This window comes from Streptomyces sp. NPDC003016, assembly GCF_053591455.1.
Map to the genome: position 1 here is coordinate 1 of NZ_JBSFTV010000016.1, position 17,985 is coordinate 17,985.

Annotated in this window: 16 protein-coding genes and 1 pseudogene; 13 read left to right on the forward strand and 4 right to left on the reverse strand. The window is 72.2% G+C overall.

Annotated features, from left to right (window positions below; translation table 11 throughout):
• Positions 1-456: pseudogene (locus ACWDZ4_RS15725) on the reverse strand (hypothetical protein); the annotation flags it as partial.
• Here ACWDZ4_RS15725 and ACWDZ4_RS15730 point away from each other — a divergent pair.
• A complete protein-coding gene (locus tag ACWDZ4_RS15730) occupies positions 418-1,215 on the forward strand; it encodes a hypothetical protein (protein ID WP_451509081.1) in 798 nt (265 codons plus the stop codon). The pseudogene ACWDZ4_RS15725 and the gene ACWDZ4_RS15730 sit on opposite strands and share 39 nt — an antisense overlap.
• Before the next feature lie 66 nt (positions 1,216-1,281).
• Here ACWDZ4_RS15730 and ACWDZ4_RS15735 read toward each other — a convergent pair whose 3' ends face one another.
• Positions 1,282-2,565, reverse strand: a complete 1,284-nt coding sequence (locus ACWDZ4_RS15735; protein WP_451508953.1) for a DUF1015 family protein — start codon at positions 2,563-2,565, stop codon at positions 1,282-1,284.
• Between the two features lie 72 nt (positions 2,566-2,637).
• Here ACWDZ4_RS15735 and ACWDZ4_RS15740 point away from each other — a divergent pair, with 72 nt between their 5' ends.
• From ACWDZ4_RS15740 to ACWDZ4_RS15755, 4 genes are all read left to right on the forward strand, one after another.
• Positions 2,638-3,675, forward strand: a complete 1,038-nt coding sequence (locus tag ACWDZ4_RS15740; protein ID WP_451508954.1) for an HAD hydrolase-like protein — start codon at positions 2,638-2,640, stop codon at positions 3,673-3,675.
• Between the two features lie 146 nt (positions 3,676-3,821).
• On the forward strand, positions 3,822-4,874 hold the full coding sequence (locus ACWDZ4_RS15745; protein ID WP_451509082.1) for a FecCD family ABC transporter permease: 1,053 nt from the start codon (positions 3,822-3,824) through the stop codon (positions 4,872-4,874).
• Entirely contained in the window at positions 4,871-5,938 is a 1,068-nt protein-coding gene (locus ACWDZ4_RS15750; protein ID WP_451508955.1) for a FecCD family ABC transporter permease, read from the forward strand. The genes ACWDZ4_RS15745 and ACWDZ4_RS15750 overlap by 4 nt, the downstream gene beginning before the upstream one ends.
• A 98-nt stretch (positions 5,939-6,036) precedes the next feature.
• On the forward strand, positions 6,037-6,876 hold the full coding sequence (locus ACWDZ4_RS15755; RefSeq protein WP_451508956.1) for an ABC transporter ATP-binding protein: 840 nt from the start codon (positions 6,037-6,039) through the stop codon (positions 6,874-6,876).
• Here the strand turns inward: ACWDZ4_RS15755 and ACWDZ4_RS15760 are convergent.
• Positions 6,860-7,210 carry an SCP2 sterol-binding domain-containing protein gene (locus tag ACWDZ4_RS15760; protein ID WP_451508957.1) on the reverse strand — a complete coding sequence of 117 codons (351 nt, stop codon included), beginning with the start codon at positions 7,208-7,210 and terminating at the stop codon, positions 6,860-6,862. The genes ACWDZ4_RS15755 and ACWDZ4_RS15760 overlap by 17 nt on opposite strands.
• 42 nt (positions 7,211-7,252) lie before the next feature.
• Between ACWDZ4_RS15760 and ACWDZ4_RS15765 the strand changes: the two genes are divergently transcribed.
• From ACWDZ4_RS15765 to ACWDZ4_RS15790, 6 genes are all read left to right on the forward strand, one after another.
• Positions 7,253-7,519 carry a hypothetical protein gene (locus ACWDZ4_RS15765; protein WP_451508958.1) on the forward strand — a complete coding sequence of 89 codons (267 nt, stop codon included), beginning with the start codon at positions 7,253-7,255 and terminating at the stop codon, positions 7,517-7,519.
• Positions 7,520-7,526: 7 nt separating this feature from the next.
• Positions 7,527-8,342 carry a TlyA family RNA methyltransferase gene (locus ACWDZ4_RS15770; RefSeq protein ID WP_451508959.1) on the forward strand — a complete coding sequence of 272 codons (816 nt, stop codon included), beginning with the start codon at positions 7,527-7,529 and terminating at the stop codon, positions 8,340-8,342.
• 98 nt (positions 8,343-8,440) lie between these two features.
• Positions 8,441-9,316, forward strand: coding sequence for an NAD kinase (locus ACWDZ4_RS15775; protein WP_451509083.1), 876 nt, complete (start codon positions 8,441-8,443; stop codon positions 9,314-9,316).
• A gap of 124 nt (positions 9,317-9,440) precedes the next feature.
• Positions 9,441-9,581 carry a hypothetical protein gene (locus ACWDZ4_RS15780; protein ID WP_451508960.1) on the forward strand — a complete coding sequence of 47 codons (141 nt, stop codon included), beginning with the start codon at positions 9,441-9,443 and terminating at the stop codon, positions 9,579-9,581.
• A gap of 172 nt (positions 9,582-9,753) precedes the next feature.
• Complete coding sequence (gene recN / locus ACWDZ4_RS15785) at positions 9,754-11,472, forward strand: DNA repair protein RecN (RefSeq protein WP_451509084.1); 1,719 nt, start codon at positions 9,754-9,756, stop codon at positions 11,470-11,472.
• 289 nt (positions 11,473-11,761) lie between these two features.
• Positions 11,762-12,892: a glycosyltransferase family 4 protein gene (locus ACWDZ4_RS15790; protein WP_451508961.1), complete on the forward strand. Its 1,131-nt coding sequence runs from the start codon at positions 11,762-11,764 to the stop codon at positions 12,890-12,892.
• Between the two features lie 64 nt (positions 12,893-12,956).
• Here ACWDZ4_RS15790 and ACWDZ4_RS15795 read toward each other — a convergent pair whose 3' ends face one another.
• Entirely contained in the window at positions 12,957-14,585 is a 1,629-nt protein-coding gene (locus ACWDZ4_RS15795) for a PucR family transcriptional regulator (protein WP_451508962.1), read from the reverse strand.
• A 253-nt stretch (positions 14,586-14,838) separates the two neighbouring features.
• On the opposite strand from ACWDZ4_RS15795, the gene ACWDZ4_RS15800 reads away from it, so the two are divergent.
• Positions 14,839-16,350 carry an APC family permease gene (locus ACWDZ4_RS15800; RefSeq protein WP_451508963.1) on the forward strand — a complete coding sequence of 504 codons (1,512 nt, stop codon included), beginning with the start codon at positions 14,839-14,841 and terminating at the stop codon, positions 16,348-16,350.
• Positions 16,351-16,361: 11 nt separating this feature from the next.
• A complete protein-coding gene (locus ACWDZ4_RS15805; RefSeq protein ID WP_451508964.1) occupies positions 16,362-17,984 on the forward strand; it encodes a flavin monoamine oxidase family protein in 1,623 nt (540 codons plus the stop codon).
• The last annotated feature ends 1 nt before the right edge of the window (position 17,985 follow it).

Consider the following 17,985-nt stretch of genomic DNA (forward strand, 5'->3'; position numbering starts at 1 on the left):
CGTCGTGATGACCGGCCGAGCAGTGGGCCGCGTCGTGATGACGAGCGTGGTGGCGGTTATCGCGGTGGTCGTGACGACCGTGGGCCGCAGCGTGATGACCGTCCGGCCGGTGGTGGGTATCAGCGTCGTGATGACCGCCCCAGCGGTGGTGGTTTCCAGCGTCGTGATGACCGTCCGGCTGGTGGTGGGTATCAGCGTCGTGATGACCGGCCGAGCAGTGGGCCGCGTCGTGACGATGACCGTGGTGGTCGCGATGACAGCCGTGGCGGTCGCTCCGGTGGTGGTGGTGGGTTCCAGCGTCGTGATGACGACCGTGGTGGGTTCCGTGGCGGTCGTGACGACCGTGCGCCCCGTCGTGACGACCGCGGTGGCCGTGACGCCTACCGCGGGCAGCGTGACGACCGGGAGCGTGAGCCCATCAAGCGGCTTCCCATTCCCGAGGACGTCACGGGTCACGAGATCGACAAGGACGTTCGTCAGGAGCTCCAGAGCCTGCCGAAGACTCTTGCCGAGGACGTCGCCAAGAACCTCGTCATGGTCGCGAACCTCATCGACGACGATCCCGAGGAGGCGTACGCCTACTCGCGCATCGCGCTGAGGCTCGCCTCGCGGGTGGCCGCAGTGCGTGAGGCCGCTGGCTTTGCGGCGTACGCGACTCAGCGGTACACGGAGGCGCTCGCGGAGTTCCGCGCGGCCCGCCGTATGACCGGGAGCGTGGAGCTGTGGCCCGTCATGGCCGACTGCGAGCGCGGTCTCGGGCGGCCGGAGCGGGCGATGGCGATGGCCGGTGAACCCGAGGTGCAGAAGCTCGACAAGGCGGGCCAGGTCGAGATGCGTCTGGTCGCGGCCGGGGCGCGCCGGGACATGGGGCAGATCGATGCCGCCATCGTGACTCTTCAGGGGCCCGAGCTGGCGTCGCACTCGGTGCAGCCGTGGACGGCGCGACTGCGGTACGCGTACGCCGACGCGCTGCTGACGGCCGGGCGCGAGGCTGAGGCCCGAGAGTGGTTCGCCAAGGCGATCGAGGCCGACAAGGACGGTTTGACGGACGCTTCCGACCGGCTTGCCCAGCTCGACGGTGTGGACTTCGTCGACGCTCTCGACGAGGAGAGCGGCGAGGAGCGCGGTGAGCCTGTGGCCGGGTCTGCTGTGGAGGACCAGGAGCAGGGCCGGGACGAGGGCGGCGTGGAGCCTGTCGAGGGCGACAAGGACTGAGTCCGTGTGAGTGAGGGCGGCACCCCGGTGGGGTGCCGCCCTTTCGCGTTTCGGGGGTGGTTCGGCTCAGCTCAGGTCGAGGCTGCGCAGGACCAGGCCCGTCGCCGGCTTCGGACCGAACGACGTGGACTTGCGGGGCATCGTGACGCCCTGGCGTGCCAGGTCCCGGACGACTTCTTCTCGTACCGGATGCATCAGGACGGCTGTGCCGCCGTGGCGTTCCGCCTGGGTGACGGCAGCCTCGGCGCCGTGGATGTACGTGATGTCCTCGGGGGCGTCGGGGATCGACCACACGTGGTCCAGGAGCGTGGCGTGCAGGACGGTCGCGTCCAGGGTCCGCCAGGCTTCGGGCCGGCCGGCCGGGACCGTACGGGACAGCAGGGCCTTGTCGGGGCGGTCGACGAGGTGGAAGGTGCCGTCACCGGCCAGGAGGAACGCGTTGCCGGTGGTGGCCGCTTCGGCGAGGGCGTCCAGGGCGTGGGGGAGCGGGCCCGGGACTTCGCGGACGCGGAAGGTGTCCACGACGGCGGCGAGGGCGTCGGCGACGGGGAGGCGGCGCAGGAGGCGGTGGATGGCCCGGACCTGGAGCGGGTAGCGGGCCGTGTCGATGAGGAGGACGAGACCGGAGTCCCAGGGGCCGCGGTCCGGGTGTTCCGCCTTGAGGCGGAGGTACGTGGCCCAGCGGTGGTGGCCGTCCGCGATGAGCGCCTGGCGGTGGGACAGGTCCGCCGTGGCTTCGGCCAGTTCGGCCGGGTCCGTGATGGACCACAGGCGGTGGCTGAAACCGTCCTCGGTGGTGGTGGCCAGGAGGGGGGAGCGGAGGACGGCGCGTTCGATGACGGCGGTCGCGCCGATGGCGTCGCCGCGGCTGCGGTAGGTCAGCAGGAGCGGTTCGAGGTGGGCCGCGGTGGCGCGCATCAGGGCCGCGCGGTCGGCGACGACGTGCGGCATGACGTCCTCGTGGGGGAGGACGATGCCCTCGGCGGGCGGGGTGAGGGCGAGGGCGCCGATGAGGCCGCGCTGGAGGAGATCGCCGCTGCGCTGCTCGTACACGTACAGGGCGGGCTCGGGGTCCGGGGCGAGCACGCCCTCCGACAGCCAGTGGTGGAGGGTGTCGGCGGCCTGCTGGTTGCGGGTCGCGGGGGTGGCGGCCTGCGGGAGGATCAGGCGGACGATGTTGTACGGGTCGGCCGATTCCAGGTGGTGGAGGCCGTCGGGGCGTACGACGACGTCGTAGGGCGGGGACGTCACGGCGGCCAGACTGCTCACGCGCTCGGGGACGTAGCGCAGTCCACGGAACGGGGCCAGGCGCAGGCCGTGGTTCTCCTCGGGCCGACCAGGTGTACTCATTGGTGCATCGTAAGTGGGGTCCCGCGATGAGCGATGATCGGGGGACAAGCAGCTATCTAGGAGCGAGCCCCGATGAGCCAGCAGACCAGGACCCGGCCCGACGCGAGCACGCGTGCGCTGAGGGAGGCGTACGACACGGCTCTGCTGGACCTGGACGGTGTCGTCTACGCGGGCGGCGAGGCCATCGCGCACGCGGTGGACGCGCTCGGGGCGGCGCGGCAGGGCGGGATGCATCTCGCCTACGTGACCAACAACGCGCTGCGGACGCCCGATGCGGTCGCCGGGCACCTCACGGAGCTCGGGGTGCCGGCGGAGGCCGGAGACGTCATCACGTCGGCGCAGGCCGTGGCCCGGCTGATCGCCGATCAGATTCCGCAGGGAGCGCGGGTCCTGGTGGTGGGCGGGGACGGGCTGCGGGTCGCACTGCGTGAGCGCGGGCTGGTACCGGTGGAGTCGGCGGACGACGGCCCGGAGGCCGTGGCGCAGGGGTACGGCGGGCCCGACATGCCGTGGGCGAGGCTCGCGGAAGCCTCGTACGCCGTCGCGCGCGGGCTGCCGTGGTTCGCGTCCAACACCGATCTGACGATTCCCAGCCCGCGGGGGATCGCGCCGGGCAACGGCGCGGCGGTGGAGGTCGTACGGATCGCCACGGGTGCCGAGCCGCAGGTGGCGGGCAAGCCGCTGCCGCCGATGCACCGGGAAACGATTCTGCGGACCGGCGCCGAGCGGCCGCTGGTGGTCGGGGACCGGCTGGACACGGACATCGAGGGTGCGAACGCGGGCGGCGTGGACTCGCTGCTCGTACTGACCGGGGTGACGGACGCCGCGCAGCTGCTGGCGGCCGCGCCGAAGTACCGGCCGACGTATGTGGACGCGGATCTGCGGGGGTTGCTCACCGGGCAGCCGGAAGTGACGGAAGAGGCCGGGGCCGACGGCGGGTTCGCGTGCGGCGGGTGGACCGCTTCCGTGCGGGGCGGGGCGTTGGTGATCGACGGGGAGGGCCCGCCGCTGGACGGGCTGCGGGCGCTGTGCGCGGCGGCCTGGACGCACGCCGGGGACGGGGTGTGCGGGCTGGACGCGGGCAAGGCGCTGGCCCGGGTGGGTCTTTGACGTACACGGTGTGACGTACACGGTGTGACGTACGCGCTGTGACGGCCGTGGCTGCGGCTGTGGTAGCGGCCTTGCGGGCGGGCGTCCGGGGCGGGAGGAGCAGGACTGTTTGTCGTAATGCCAGGGTAGGCTAACCTAACTCCGTGTTGGTCGACAGTCCTCCCAGACAGAGCGCGATACAGGCCCCGCAGGCCCCCGCGCCCCGGAAACGCAACGCCGTACGTGCTGTGGGGTTGTTCCTCTCCCTCGGCGTGCTGCTGCTGGTCGTCGTCGCGAGTATCGCGATCGGCGCCAAACCGCTTGCCCTGGGCGATGTGTGGCACGGCCTGTTCCATGCCTCGGGCACCGGCAACGACGTGATCGTCCAGGACGTGCGGGTGCCCCGCACCCTGCTGGGTGTGCTCGTCGGCGCGGCGCTCGGACTCTCCGGAGCGGTCATGCAGGGACTCACCCGCAACCCGCTCGCGGAACCGGGGATCCTGGGCGTGAACGCGGGGGCCGCTGCCGCCGTCGTCTCCGCGATCAGCTTCCTGGGCGTCACCTCGCTGACCGGATATGTGTGGTTCTCCTTCGTCGGCGCGGGAGTCGTCTCCGTGCTGGTGTACTTCCTCGGCGGCAGCCGCGGCGCGACACCGATACGGCTCGCGCTCGCCGGCACCGCCGCGACCGCCGCGCTCTACGGCTACGTCAACGCCGTACAGCTGATGGACTCGGCGGCGCTGGAGCAGATCCGTTTCTGGACCGTCGGCTCGCTGGCCTCCGCCGACATGGAGATCATCGGCAAGGTGTGGCCGTTCATCGCCGTCGGTGTCGCGCTGGCGCTGTTCATCGCGCGGCCGCTCAACGCGATGGAGATGGGTGAGGACACGGCGAGGGCCCTGGGCGCGCATCTGACCCGTACCCGCGTGCTCGCGATGGTCGCCGTGACGCTGCTGTGCGGCGCCGCGACCGCCGCCTGCGGGCCCATCGTCTTCATCGGGCTGATGGTGCCGCACCTCGTCCGGACCCTCACGGGTCCCGACATGCGCTGGATCCTGCCGTACGCCACGGTGCTCTCGCCGGTGCTGCTACTGGGCTCGGACGTCATCGGACGGGTCGTCGCCCGGCCCTCCGAGCTGCAGGTCGGCATCGTGACCGCGCTGGTCGGCGGGCCCGTGTTCATCTATCTCGTACGCCGCCGGAAGATGGCCCAACTGTGACTGTCACCTCTCCCGCTCCCCGTTCCGCCCGGGGGATCCGCGCGGTACGCACCCGCGGCGGGTTCTCCTTCAGGATCGAGCCGAGGGCGCTCCTCGTCGTACTGCTGCTCAGCGCCGCCGCACTGGCCATGGGGGTCGTGCTCATCGGCAGCGGCGACTTCCCGATGTCGCCGGGCGACGTCGTCCGTACGCTCCTCGGAAACGGCACCTCGTCGCAGGAGTTCATCGTCACCGAGCTGCGCCTGCCGAGGGTCGTCGTCGCGCTGCTCGTCGGTGCGGCGCTCGGGATGTCCGGGGCGGTCTTCCAGTCCGTCTCCCGCAATCCGCTCGGCAGTCCCGACATGATCGGCTTCGGGCAGGGTGCGACGGCCGGCGCACTGGTCGTGATCGTGCTGTTCAAGGGCAATGCCCTCGCGGTGACGGGCGGCGCGCTCGTCGGCTGCCTGCTGACGGGAGCCGCCGTCTACTTCCTCGCGTGGAAGAGGGGCGTGCACGGCTTCCGTCTGGTGCTCGTCGGAGTCGGCGCCGCCGCCATGCTCACGGCGCTCAACCACTACCTGATCACCAAGGCCAGCATCGTCGACGCGACCCGGGCCACGGTGTGGATGACGGGCTCGCTCGACGGACGGGGCTGGGAGCAGGCGTGGCCGCTGCTCGGCGTGTGCGCCCTGCTCATTCCGCTGGTGCTGGGGCACGGGCGGTCGCTGCGGATGATGGAGATGGGCGACGACGCGGCGTACGCCCTCGGAGTCCGCGTCGAACGCGGCCGGCTGGTGCTGATGCTGTCCGCCGTGCTGCTCATCGCGGTGGCCACGGCCGCCGCCGGCCCCATCGCCTTCGTGGCGCTGAGCGCGCCGCAGCTCGCCCGCAGGCTGACGCGCTCGCCGGGGGCCAACCTCGGGGCCTCGGCCTGCATGGGAGCCGTCCTGCTGGTGGTCGCCGACTGGATCGCGCAGCAGGCATTCGGCGGCAAGCAGCTGCCGGTGGGTGTGGTGACCGGGGTGCTCGGCGGCTGTTATCTGCTGTGGCTGCTGGTCACCGAACGCAAGGCGGGACGGATATGAGCCGTCGCCGCACGGACCCGCACCCGGGCTCGCATCCGCATCCGCATCCGGACTCGCATCCGGTGATCTCGCACGTGAACGAGAAGAACCCCAGGAGCATGCCAGTGCAGCGTCAGCGCCTCAGTGCGGAATCGGTGACCCTCGCCTACGACCAGCGGGTCATCGCCGAGGACCTGTCCGTCGAGATACCCGACAACTCCTTCACGGTCATCGTCGGGCCGAACGCCTGCGGCAAGTCGACGCTGCTGCGCGCCCTCTCACGGATGCTCAAGCCCGCGCAGGGGCGCGTGCTGCTGGACGGGAACGCCATCGGCTCCATGCCCGCGAAGAAGGTGGCCAGGACCCTCGGGCTGCTGCCGCAGTCGTCCATCGCGCCGGACGGGATCACGGTCGCGGACCTGGTGGCGCGCGGCCGCTACCCGCACCAGGGGCTGCTGCGGCAGTGGTCGCCCGAGGACGAGCGGATCGTCGAGGAGTCGATGGTCTCGACGGGCGTCGGCGAACTGGCCGACCGTTACGTCGACGAGCTGTCCGGCGGGCAGCGCCAGCGCGTCTGGATCGCGATGGCCCTCGCCCAGCAGACGCCGCTGCTGCTGCTCGACGAACCGACGACCTTCCTCGACATCCAGCACCAGATCGACGTGCTCGACCTGTGCGCGGAGCTGCACGAGACACAGGGGCGCACCCTCGTCGCCGTACTGCACGACCTGAACCACGCCGCGCGCTACGCCACGCACCTGATCGCCATGCGGGGCGGCGAGATCATCGCGCAGGGGCCGCCGGCCGAGGTGGTCACGGCGGAGCTCGTGGAGCGGGTCTTCGGACTGCGCTGCCAGGTCATCGACGATCCGGAGACCGGGACGCCGCTGGTGGTGCCCGCGGCGCGGAAGGCGCGCGACGGCCGGGTGGCGGCAGCGGCGGCTACAGCAGCTTCCTGAGACGGATCAGGTCGCGGAAACCGGCCTCCAGCCGCACCCGGCCCGAGGTCCAGGCCTTCGCGAAGTTCAGCTCGCCGCCGACCATGGCGACCAGGTCGTCGCCGGTCATGGCCAGGCGGATCTCGGCGCGCTCGCGCGGGGGGCCGTCGTAGGTGTCCCGTACGTCGATGCGGCCGTCCGCGAGACGGCCGGTGAACGTGGTGTCCAGATCCGTGATGTGACAGCTCAGGGAACGGTCGAGCGAGGCGGCGCCGCGTACGCCGTCGTCGTCTGCCTGAGCCAGATTGTCCGAGAGTTCACCGAGTGCGCTGCGGCACTCTTCCGTCGTTGCCATCGAGACCGACGGTACCCCAGCCCTTCGGGGTAGCGTCGGGGCATGAACGACGAGGACGAGAAGGCGGCAGCCGCCGCCGCGGTGTACGACCCGGCCGCACCGGCGCCGCTCGGGATCGGGCGCACCCCCACCGGGCACGCCGCTGTCGACGCGCTGCTGGGGCGGCTGGGCGATGCGGACGACCTCCCGGCGGACGGGCACATCGCGGTGTACGAGGATGTACACCAGGGGCTGCGTGAGGCGCTGACCGCGCTGGACGCACGACCGGGACCTCCGGCGCCCCTTTCCTCGTACGACCACAGGAGCTGAACCGAACGTGGCAGGAGTCGCGCGCCGACGCCTCGACGCCGAGCTGGTCCGCCGGAACCTCGCACGCTCACGGGAGCACGCGAGCCAGCTGATCGCCGCAGGGCGGGTGAAGGTGGGCGGCGCCGTCGCGACCAAGGCCGCCACGCAGGTCGAGACCAGCGCCGCCGTGGTGGTCCTCAAGGACGACAACGACCCCGACTACGTCTCGCGGGGCGGGCACAAGCTGGCCGGCGCGCTGGCGGCGTTCGTACCGCTGGGGCTGGAGGTCGAGGGGCGGCGGGCGCTGGACGCCGGGGCTTCGACCGGTGGGTTCACCGATGTGCTGCTGCGGGCCGGGGCCCGGGAGGTCGTCGCCGTCGACGTCGGGTACGGCCAGCTCGCGTGGTCGCTCCAGTCCGATGAACGCGTGACCGTCAAGGACCGCACCAACGTGCGGGAAATGACCCTGGAGACGATCGACGGGGAGGCGGTCGACCTGATCGTCGGCGACCTGTCCTTCATCCCGCTGGGGCTGGTGCTGCCGGCGCTGGTGCGGTGCGCCGCGCCGGACGCCGATCTCGTGATGATGGTGAAGCCCCAGTTCGAGGTGGGCAAGGACCGGCTGGGCAGCGGCGGCGTCGTACGCAGCGCCGAGCTCCGGGCCGAAACGGTACGGGCGGTGGCCCGGCAGGCGTGGGAGCTCGGACTGGGCGTACGGGGCGTCACCGCCAGTCCGCTGCCCGGGCCTTCGGGGAACGTCGAGTACTTTCTGTGGCTCCGGGCCGGAGCTCCCGAGCTCGACCCGGCGGATGTTGACCGTGCAGTGGCGGAGGGGCCGAGTTGACAACGACGACAGCGACGACAGCGACCACAACAGCGACCACAACAGCGACCACAACAGCGACGACCACAGACAGACCTGCTGGAGCACGCACCGTATTCCTGCTCGCGCACACCGGACGCCCGGCGGCGATCCGCAGTGCGGAACTGGTCGTACAGGGGCTGCTGCGCAGCGGAATCGGTGTGCGCGTGCTGGCGGCGGAGGCGGCCGACCTGCCGCTGCCACCCTCCGTCGAGCTGGTGGCGGAAGCCTCGCCCTCCGTACTCGACGGGTGTGAACTGCTGATCGTCCTCGGCGGGGACGGAACGCTGCTGCGCGGCGCCGAGTTCGCGCGCGCCTCCGGGGTGCCGATGCTCGGTGTCAACCTCGGCCGCGTCGGCTTCCTCGCGGAGGCCGAGCGGGACGACCTGGACAAGGTGGTCGACCGGGTCGTCACGCGTGCGTACGAGGTCGAGGAACGTATGACCCTCGACGTCACCGTACGCAACAACGGTGACGTCGTGCACGAGGACTGGGCGCTCAACGAGGCCGCCGTGCAGAAGGTTTCGCCCGAGCGGATGCTCGAAGTCGTCCTGGAGATCGACGGCCGGCCGGTGACCGGCTTCGGCTGCGACGGCATCGTCTGCGCCACCCCGACCGGCTCCACGGCGTACGCCTTCTCGGCGGGCGGACCGGTGGTCTGGCCCGAGGTGGAGGCGCTGCTGATGGTGCCGATCAGCGCGCACGCGCTGTTCGCCAAGCCCCTGGTGACGTCGCCGACTTCGGTGCTCGCGGTGGAGGTGCAGCAGCACACGCCGCACGGCGTGCTGTGGTGCGACGGGCGCAGGACCGTCGAACTGCCCGCCGGCGCGCGGGTGGAGGTCCGGCGGGGCGCCGTCCCCGTGCGCCTGGCGCGGCTGCACCATGCGTCGTTCACCGACCGGCTCGTCGCCAAGTTCGCCCTTCCCGTGTCGGGGTGGCGCGGGGCGCCGCACTGATCTACCGGTCGCTCCGGCTCGTCTGCGCCGTCGCGCCGGCCATGGTGAGCGCGCGTACCGGGGCGAGCTCGTGATGCTGCTGGGCCACTGCCGCGCCCCGGTGGATACGGCCACGGAAATCGACATGTGGATCGACATGGCCACCGCGCTCGCCCTGCTCGCCACCGGCGCGGCGAAGAGCGCCGCCGTGGCTGTGGCGGCGAAGGAGGGGCGGTGGCCGCGCAGGGCTGATCCTGCCCCTTTCGAACTCGTGAATTCAGGGTGAGGGCAGGAGAGCGTGCCGCGCCCTGGGGTGATCATCCGGGCCGGGACGGGGTTTTCCGCAGGAGATGAGGCCGCAGCGCACGGGAGTGCGGGGCGGCGCGGGGGAGTGTCGGCACGGGGTCCGTCGCACAGTGGGGCCAGGACCTCGTAAGGTCGTGTCCGTGTTGGAGGAGATGCGGATACGGTCGCTGGGCGTCATTGACGATGCCGTCGTCGAGCTGTCACCGGGGTTCACCGCGGTGACCGGTGAGACCGGCGCGGGCAAGACCATGGTCGTCACCAGTCTCGGGCTGCTGCTCGGCGGGCGCGCCGACCCTGCCCTCGTGCGGATCGGAGCCAGGGCGGCGGTCGTCGAAGGGCGGATCACCGTGCCCGCCGGCGCGCCCGCCGCCGTACGGGCTCAGGAGGCGGGCGCCGAACTCGACGACGGGGCGCTGCTGGTCAGCAGGACCATCTCGGCCGAGGGACGTTCGCGCGCCCACGTGGGCGGGCGGGCGGTTCCGGTGGGGCTCCTCGCGGAGCTGGCCGACGACCTCGTCGCCGTACACGGGCAGACCGATCAGCAGGGCCTGCTGCGGCCGGCCCGGCAGCGGCAGGCGCTCGACCGGTACGCGGGCGACGCCGTCGCCGTACCCCACGCGAAGTACGCGGCCGCGTACCGGCGGCTGCGGTCCGTCGTGGCGGAGCTGGACGAGCTGACCACCCGGGCGCGTGAGCGTGCGCAGGAGGCCGATCTGCTGCGCTTCGGACTCGACGAGATCGCGGCGGTCGAGCCGCGGGCGGACGAGGACGTGGAACTCGCCGCCGAGGCCGAGCGGCTCGGGCACGCCGAGGCGCTGGCTTCGGCGGCGTCCGTCGCGCACGCCGCGCTCGTCGGGAACCCCGAGGACCCGGAGAGCGTCGACGCGACCACGCTGGTCGCCGGGGCGCACCGGGCGCTGGACGCCGTACGCGCCCACGACCCGGCGCTCGCCGCGCTGGCCGAACGCATCGGTGAGATCGGCATCCTGCTGGGGGACGTGGCCGGGGAACTGGCCGGGTACGCCGACAACCTCGACGCCGATCCGCTGCGGCTCTCCGCGGTCGAGGAGCGGCGGGCCGCGCTCACCCAGCTCACGCGCAAGTACGGCGAGGACATCACGGCGGTGCTCGCGTGGGCCCAGGACGGCTCCGTACGGCTGACCGAGCTGGAGGGCGACGACGACCGGATCGGCGAGCTGACGGCCGAGCGGGACGCGCTGCGGGAGGAACTGGCCGGGCTGGCGCAGGCGTTGACCGACGCGCGTACGGAGGCGGCGAAGAGGTTCGCCGACGCCGTCACCGAGGAACTGGCGTCGCTCGCCATGCCCCACGCGCGGGTCACCATCGACGTACGGCAGACCGAGGACCCCGAGGGGGTCGAGGTCGGCGGGCGGCTGGTGGCGTACGGGCCGTCCGGGGTCGACGAGGTCGAGCTGCTGCTCGCGCCGCACCCCGGCGCCCAGCCCCGGCCGATCGCCAAGGGCGCTTCGGGCGGTGAGCTCTCCCGGGTGATGCTGGCGGTGGAGGTGGTCTTCGCCGGGTCCGATCCGGTGCCGACCTATCTGTTCGACGAGGTCGACGCGGGTGTGGGCGGCAAGGCGGCGGTCGAGGTCGGACGGCGGCTGGCGAAGCTCGCCAAGTCGGCGCAGGTCGTCGTGGTGACGCACCTGCCGCAGGTCGCGGCGTTCGCCGACCGGCAGTTGCTGGTGGAGAAGACCAGTGACGGGTCGGTCACCCGCAGCGGGGTCACGGTGCTGGAGGGCGAGGACCGGGTGCGGGAACTGTCGCGGATGCTGGCCGGGCAGGAGGACTCGCAGACGGCCCGGGCGCACGCCGAGGAACTGCTGGCGGCGGCGCGGAGCGACGGGTAGCGCGGTGGCCGGGGCGGTTGCCCGCGCCGCTCACTTCGCCGGCCCCGCTGAGGTACGGCCTCCGGTCCGGGAGGGCCGGGGCCGTTGGAGCAGGGCGTCGGCGGCGTGCGCGCGGCGGTGTTCCGGGGAGACTGTTGATCACCCATGGGGGTGATGCCGGTGAAGTGCGACCAGGGGTTCGACCTTTTCGCGGCGCCGGAACGCACGTACGGGCTGGCATTCTTGGCGCAGCACGCCCCCGTTCGCAGCACACCCGCCGTTCGACGCCGACTCAGGAGCTCCGACCGACGTGAGCAGCACCCCGGTCCCGCCGTACGGCCAGTCGCCGCTGAGCGTGGTCCAAGTCCTCGGCGGCGACAGCGCGGGCAGCAGCGCGCACGTCAGGTCGCTGGCCGCGGGGCTCGTCGCGCGTGGCCTGCGGGTGGCGGTCTGCGCCCCCGCGGGGGTCGAGGCCCCGTACGACTTCGGTGGTTCGGGGGCGATTTTCGTCCCCGTGCCGCGGCGCAGTGATCCCCTGGCCGTGGCGGCGCTGCGGGCGGCCTGCGCCGGGGCGGACCTCGTGCACGCCCATGGGCTGCACGCCGCCGTGCGCAGCGCGCTGGCGCTGAAGGGGCGACGGATTCCTCTCGTGGTCACCTGGCACACCCGGGCGGCCGCCGACGGCCCGCGCGGTCCTGTGGTGCGGCTGCTGGAGCGCAGGGCCGCCAGGGCGGCCGCGGTCGTGCTGGGCACGTCGTCCGACCTCGTCGCCCGCGCCCGCAGCCGGGGTGCGCGTGACGCGCGGCTCACGCCGGTCACCGTGCCCGCGCCGCGTCCGCCCGTGAACGTTCCCGAGAGCAAGGCGCGCGCGGAACTCGGCGCCGTGGAACGTCCGTTGGTCATGGCTGTCGGAAGCCTTGTGCGCAACCGGGGGTACGAGGCCCTCCTCGACGCCGCCCGGACCTGGCGCGGCCTCGATCCCGCGCCCCTCCTGGTCGTCGCGGGCGAAGGGCGCGAGCGCGGCGCCCTTCAGCGGCGTATCGAGGAGGAATCGCTGCCCGTCAGGCTCATCGGCCGCCGTGACGACATCGGCGAGCTTCTCGCCGCCGCCGATGTCGCGGTGCTCACCAGCCGGTGGGAGGCGCGTTCCGTGCTCGCCCAGGAAGCGCTGCGCTGCGGCGTGCCGCTCGTCGCCACAGCGGTCGGCGGGGTGCCGGAGCTGGTCGGCGACGCCGCCGAACTCGTCCCGTACGGGGACAGCGAGGCGCTCGCGGGAGCGGTGACCCGGCTGCTGGCCGACCCCGCGCGACGGCTGTGGCTGGCCGAGGCGGGCAGGGCGCAGGCCGCGACCTGGCCGACCGAGGACGAGACCGTGGCACAAGTGCTGAGCGTGTACGACGAGTTGACCGGCCAGGGCCGGCCGGGCGGGCTGGCGCCCTAGACCGGTCGGCGCCCTGGACCGGTCGGCGCCCTGGACCGGTCGGCGCCCTGGACCGGCCGGCGTCCTAGGACGTGTGGCGGCGGGCGCGCAGGGCGAGGCTCAGGGCCAGGACCGTCTGGGGGTCGTCCAGGTCCGTGCCGAGGAGCTCGGAGATGCGGGCCAGGCGGTTGTAGAGGGTCTGGCGGTTCAGGTGCAGCTCGCGCGCCGTCTCCGCCTTGCGGCCCGCGTGCGCGAGATACGTCTGCAGTGTGGGCAGCAGGGGCGGGCGGGACGTCCGGTCGTGGTCGCGGAGCGGGCCGATCGCCCGGTCCACGAAGGCCGCCAGGTCCGGATGGTCACGCAGGCGCCACAGCAGCAGGTCGATGTCGAGACGCCGGGCGTCGTACCAGGGGCGGTCGGAGAGCCCCTGGGCCGCCGTGGCAGTCTCCGCCGCGTGCCGCAGGCCCGCGGACGCCGCCGCCCAGCTGCCCGCGACGCCGACGACCACGACCGGGGAGTGGCCGCCCGCGCGCTCCAGGCCGGCCCGCTGCACCCCGGCGCGCAGCGCGGCGGCCACCCGGTCGGCGACCGCCGTACGTTCCGATTCGGAGCGCAGGCCGAGCAGCAGCGGTACGCGGCCTTCCACGGGGCGTACGCCGAGGAGGACCGGCACGCCGACGGCCGAGAGCTCCTCCAGGACGGCCCGCGCCAGCACCGCCCAGTTGCCGGCCGGGGCCAGCTCGGCCGCGAGCCGCATCACCACCGGCAGCAACGGCCCCTCGCCCGGTTTGAAGCCGAGCACCCTGGCCTGCGCGGGCGCGTCCTCGGCCGCGATGCGGCCCTCCGCCAGATCCGTCAGGAAGTCACCGCGCCCGCGCGCGGCGAGCTCCTCCTCCTGGCGTGCCTGCATCAGGACGACCGCGAGGATCCCGGCCGCCCGCTCGGCCGCGATCCGGTGGACGGGCAGGAGGGGCGACGCGACCGCGAGCAGGGCGATCCTGGCCCTCACCGCCCCCGCGCCGTGGCCGCCGCCCGGCACGTCCACCAGCACGCCGTTCGCGGGCGGGCCCTCCTCGCGCGCCTCCCGCTGACCGCGCAGGCCCTCCCACACCTGGAGGGGGTCCGCGCACGCCTCGCCGGTCCCGGGCGCCGCCGCGTACAGCAGCTGCCCGTCCGCGGTCTCCAGGAAGACCGGATTGGCGGTGAAGTCCGCGAGGATGCCGAGGACCTGGGGGATGCCGCCCCCGCCGAGCAGCGCCTCCGTACAGCGCCGGTGGACCTCCTCGGCGCGCCGCAGAAGGGTGTAGTGGCCGTTGACGATCTCGGTGTGGACCTCTTCGGTCACGGACACGAACGGCACCTCGCGGTGCAGCTGCACGAGCGGCAGCCCGGCCGCCCGCGCGGTCTCCACGATCGTCGAAGGCAGCCGGCTGAAGCGCGGGCCCAGCTCCACCACGAGCGCCGCGATACCGCGGTCCGCGAGGCGGCGTACGAAGGCACGCTGCTCGGCGGGGCGCGTACCGAGGCCGAGGCCGGTCGTCAGGAGCAGTTCCCCGCCCTTGAGCAGCGAAGCGATGTTCGGCACCTCGCCCGCGTGCACCCAGCGCACCGTGCGGTTCAGCCGGTCGGCGCCGGCGACCACCTCCGGAAGCCCGCCGCGGAGCCCCGGCAGCTCCAGCGCCCGCTGCACGGTGATTCCGCCCTGCGTTTCCACTGAGATGTACCTCGTGACGTCGTTCCTGCCGCGCCCCGGGAAGGCACCGCATTCGGTGGACGCTACCCGCGTGCCCGTTCCAGGAACATCACCCTGCGGTTACGGGACACGTTCCGCACCCCCGCGCCCCGACAACTCGTCGCTTCCGGGCGGCTTTTGAGTGACCCCGTGTCGATTGTGGCGTGCGTCACGCGAGCAGAGACTGTCGGCCCGTACCAGCGGGACCGAGACGGTTCAGGAGAGAGGGCGCGGCATGTCTGACACACCCGCACGTGAGGTCCAGCGGCTCAAGGCGAATTCCGTCGGGCTGGTCGGTGTGGTCTTCATGGCGGTCGCCACCGCCGCCCCGATCACCGCGATGACCGGAAACCTCCCCATCGCCGTGGGCTTCGGCAACGGCACGGGCGCCCCCGCCGGCTACCTCTTCGCGACCCTCGTCCTGACCGTCTTCTCGGTCGGATACGTCGCCATGGCCAAGCGCATCACCGCCGCGGGCGCCTTCTACGGCTACATCTCGCACGGTCTCGGCCGCATCGCCGGCATGGCGTCCGGGATGCTCGCCGTCCTCGCGTACATCGTCTTCGAGGCCTCGATCGTCGGCATCTTCGCCTATTTCGGGCAGACGACCGTCGCCGACCAGCTCGGTGCCGACCTTCCCTGGATCGTGTACGCCGCCGGAATGCTGGCCGTGACCGGCGTCCTGGCGTACTTCGACATCAACATCACCGCCAAGGCCCTCGGTGTCATGCTCGTCGCCGAGATCGCCGTGCTCTTCGCCGTCGCCACCGCCGTCCTGCTCGCGGGCGGCGGTCCGGACGGCATCCCCGTGGAACCCATCAACCCCGTGAACGCCTTCACCGGCACCTCGGCCGGACTCGGTCTCTTCTTCGCCTTCTGGTCGTGGGTCGGCTTCGAGTCGACCGCGATGTACGGCGAGGAGTCCCGAGACCCGAAGCGCGTCATCCCGCGCGCGACCCTGGTCTCGGTGATCGGCGTGGGCCTCTTCTACATCTACGTCTCCTGGATGACGATCGCCGGCAACGGCCTCGACGGCGCGGTCGAGGTCTCGTCGTCCTCCTCCCCGCTCGACCTCTTCTTCGGCCCGACGCAGGCGTTCATCGGCGCCTGGGCCGTCGACGCCTTCCAGTGGCTGCTGCTCACGGGTTCGTTCGCCTGCGGCATGGCGTTCCACCAGTGCGCCTCGCGCTACCTCTACGCGATCGGCCGCGAGGGCTTCCTGCACCCGGCCCTCGGCCGTACACACCGCTCGCACGGGTCGCCGTACATCGCGTCGTACGTCCAGTCCGGCATCGCCACGCTCCTGGTCGCGGCCTTCTGGCTGGCCGGCGAGGACCCGTACATCCACCTGTACACACTGCTGGCGATCCTCGGCACGATGGCGATCCTCATCGTCCAGACGCTCTGCTCGTTCGCGGTGATCGGCTACTTCCGCAAGAACCACCCGGAGGACCGGCACTGGTTCAAGACCTTCACCGCCCCGCTGCTCGGCGGCATCGGCATGATCGCCGTCGTCGTACTGCTCGTGATCAACATGGAGACCGCGGCCGGCCTCGCCGCCGACTCCCTCTTCTTCGAGCTGATCCCGTGGATCGTCGGACTCGTCTTCTTCGGCGGCCTCGGACTCGGTTTCCACCTCAAGGCCAAACAGCCCGACCGCTACGAGATCATCGGCCGGATCGTCCTGGAGGACGCGGCCGAGCGCACCGACGACAGCGAAACCAGTCAGCCAGCCGCGACCGTCTGAGGAGCCCTCCCATGTCCCGTACGCACGCGATGCACGCACTACGACAGTTCGCCGCACAGCACGCCGCCGCCCGCAGGCTGCGCATGCCCGCCGCCGAGGTCCGCGGCTCCAGCCGCAGGGAACTGCTCGGCCGGGCCGCTGCTCTTGGCCTCGGTACGGTCCTGGCCGGCCGGGCCGTCCCGGCGCAGGCGGCCCAGGCGGCCGTACGGGGCGCGGGGGCGCCCAGAATCGCCGTGGTGGGCGCGGGCATAGCCGGCCTCACCGCCGCACTGACCCTCCAGGACGCGGGGCTCGGCTGCACGCTCTACGAGGCGAACCCCGACCGGGTCGGCGGCCGCATGTGGACCCAGCGAAGCCACTGGGCCCACGGGCAGAGCTCCGAGATCGGCGGGGAGCTGATCGACACCAGCCACAAGAAGATCCTCGAACTGTGCCGCCGTTTCGGGCTGCCGACGGAGGACTTCCTGGGCGGCGGCCCCAACGGCGCCGAGGAGGTGCTCTGGTTCGACGGGGCGTACTACCCGCGCGAGCAGGCCGACGAGGACTTCAAGGACGTCTTCCAGGCCCTCCACCGCGACCTCCAGGAAGCGGGCGAGGTGAAGTGGAACCAGTCCACCCCGACGGGCACGGCCCTCGACAACATGTCGATCCACGAGTGGATCGACTCGCGTGTCCCCGGCGGGCACTCCTCGCCGCTCGGCCGCTTCATGGACGTCGCCTACAACGTCGAGTACGGCGCCGAGACGAGCGAACAGTCGGCGCTCGCCCTGGTGCTGCTGATGGGCTACCAGCCGAACCCCGGTCACTTCAACGTCTGGGGTCTGTCCAACGAGCGTTACCACATCACCGGCGGCAACGATCAGCTCCCGCGCGCCATCGCGAAATCCCTGCCGGCGGGCACGATCCGGATGCGAAAGCAGCTCACGGCGGTAAGGGCCAACGCCAATGGCACCCAGACCCTTACCTTCACCGACGCGGGAACCACGACCACCGTCACCGCCGACCACACGGTCCTGTGCGTTCCGCTGCCCGTGCTCCAGCGCCTCGACCTCTCGGCCGCCGGCTTCGATCCGCTCATGACGAACCTGGTGCGTGATGCCCGCATGGGCAACTGCACCAAGCTCAACATGCAGTTCTCGTCGCGTCCGTGGCGCGGCGAAGGCGCCTGGCCCGGCGTGTCGGCGGGCGACTGCTTCACGGACAGCGACGTGCAGCAGACCTGGGACACCACCAAGCTCCAGCCGGGGACCGGCGGCATCCTCATCCAGTACGGCAGCGGGCGGCTCGCGAAAGCCCTCACCCCGGCGGCGCCCTTCGCCACCGAGTCGGACCCGTACGTACGGGACCTCGCCTCGCGCCGTTCCCGTGAAGTGGACGCGTTCTTCCCGGGAACGTCGCGAACGTGGTCCGGGAAGGCCCAGCTGTCCGCCTGGCACCGCGACCCGTACACCCTCGGCGCGTACTCCTACTGGCCCGTCGGCTACCTGCACCGCTACGCCGGCTACGAAGGCACCGCTCAGGGGAACATCCACATCGGGGGCGAGCACTGCAGTTACGACTTCCAGGGCTTCATGGAGGGCGGCGCGACCGAAGGGGAACGCGCCGCCCGTCAAGTGATCGGCAAGCTGCTCTAGA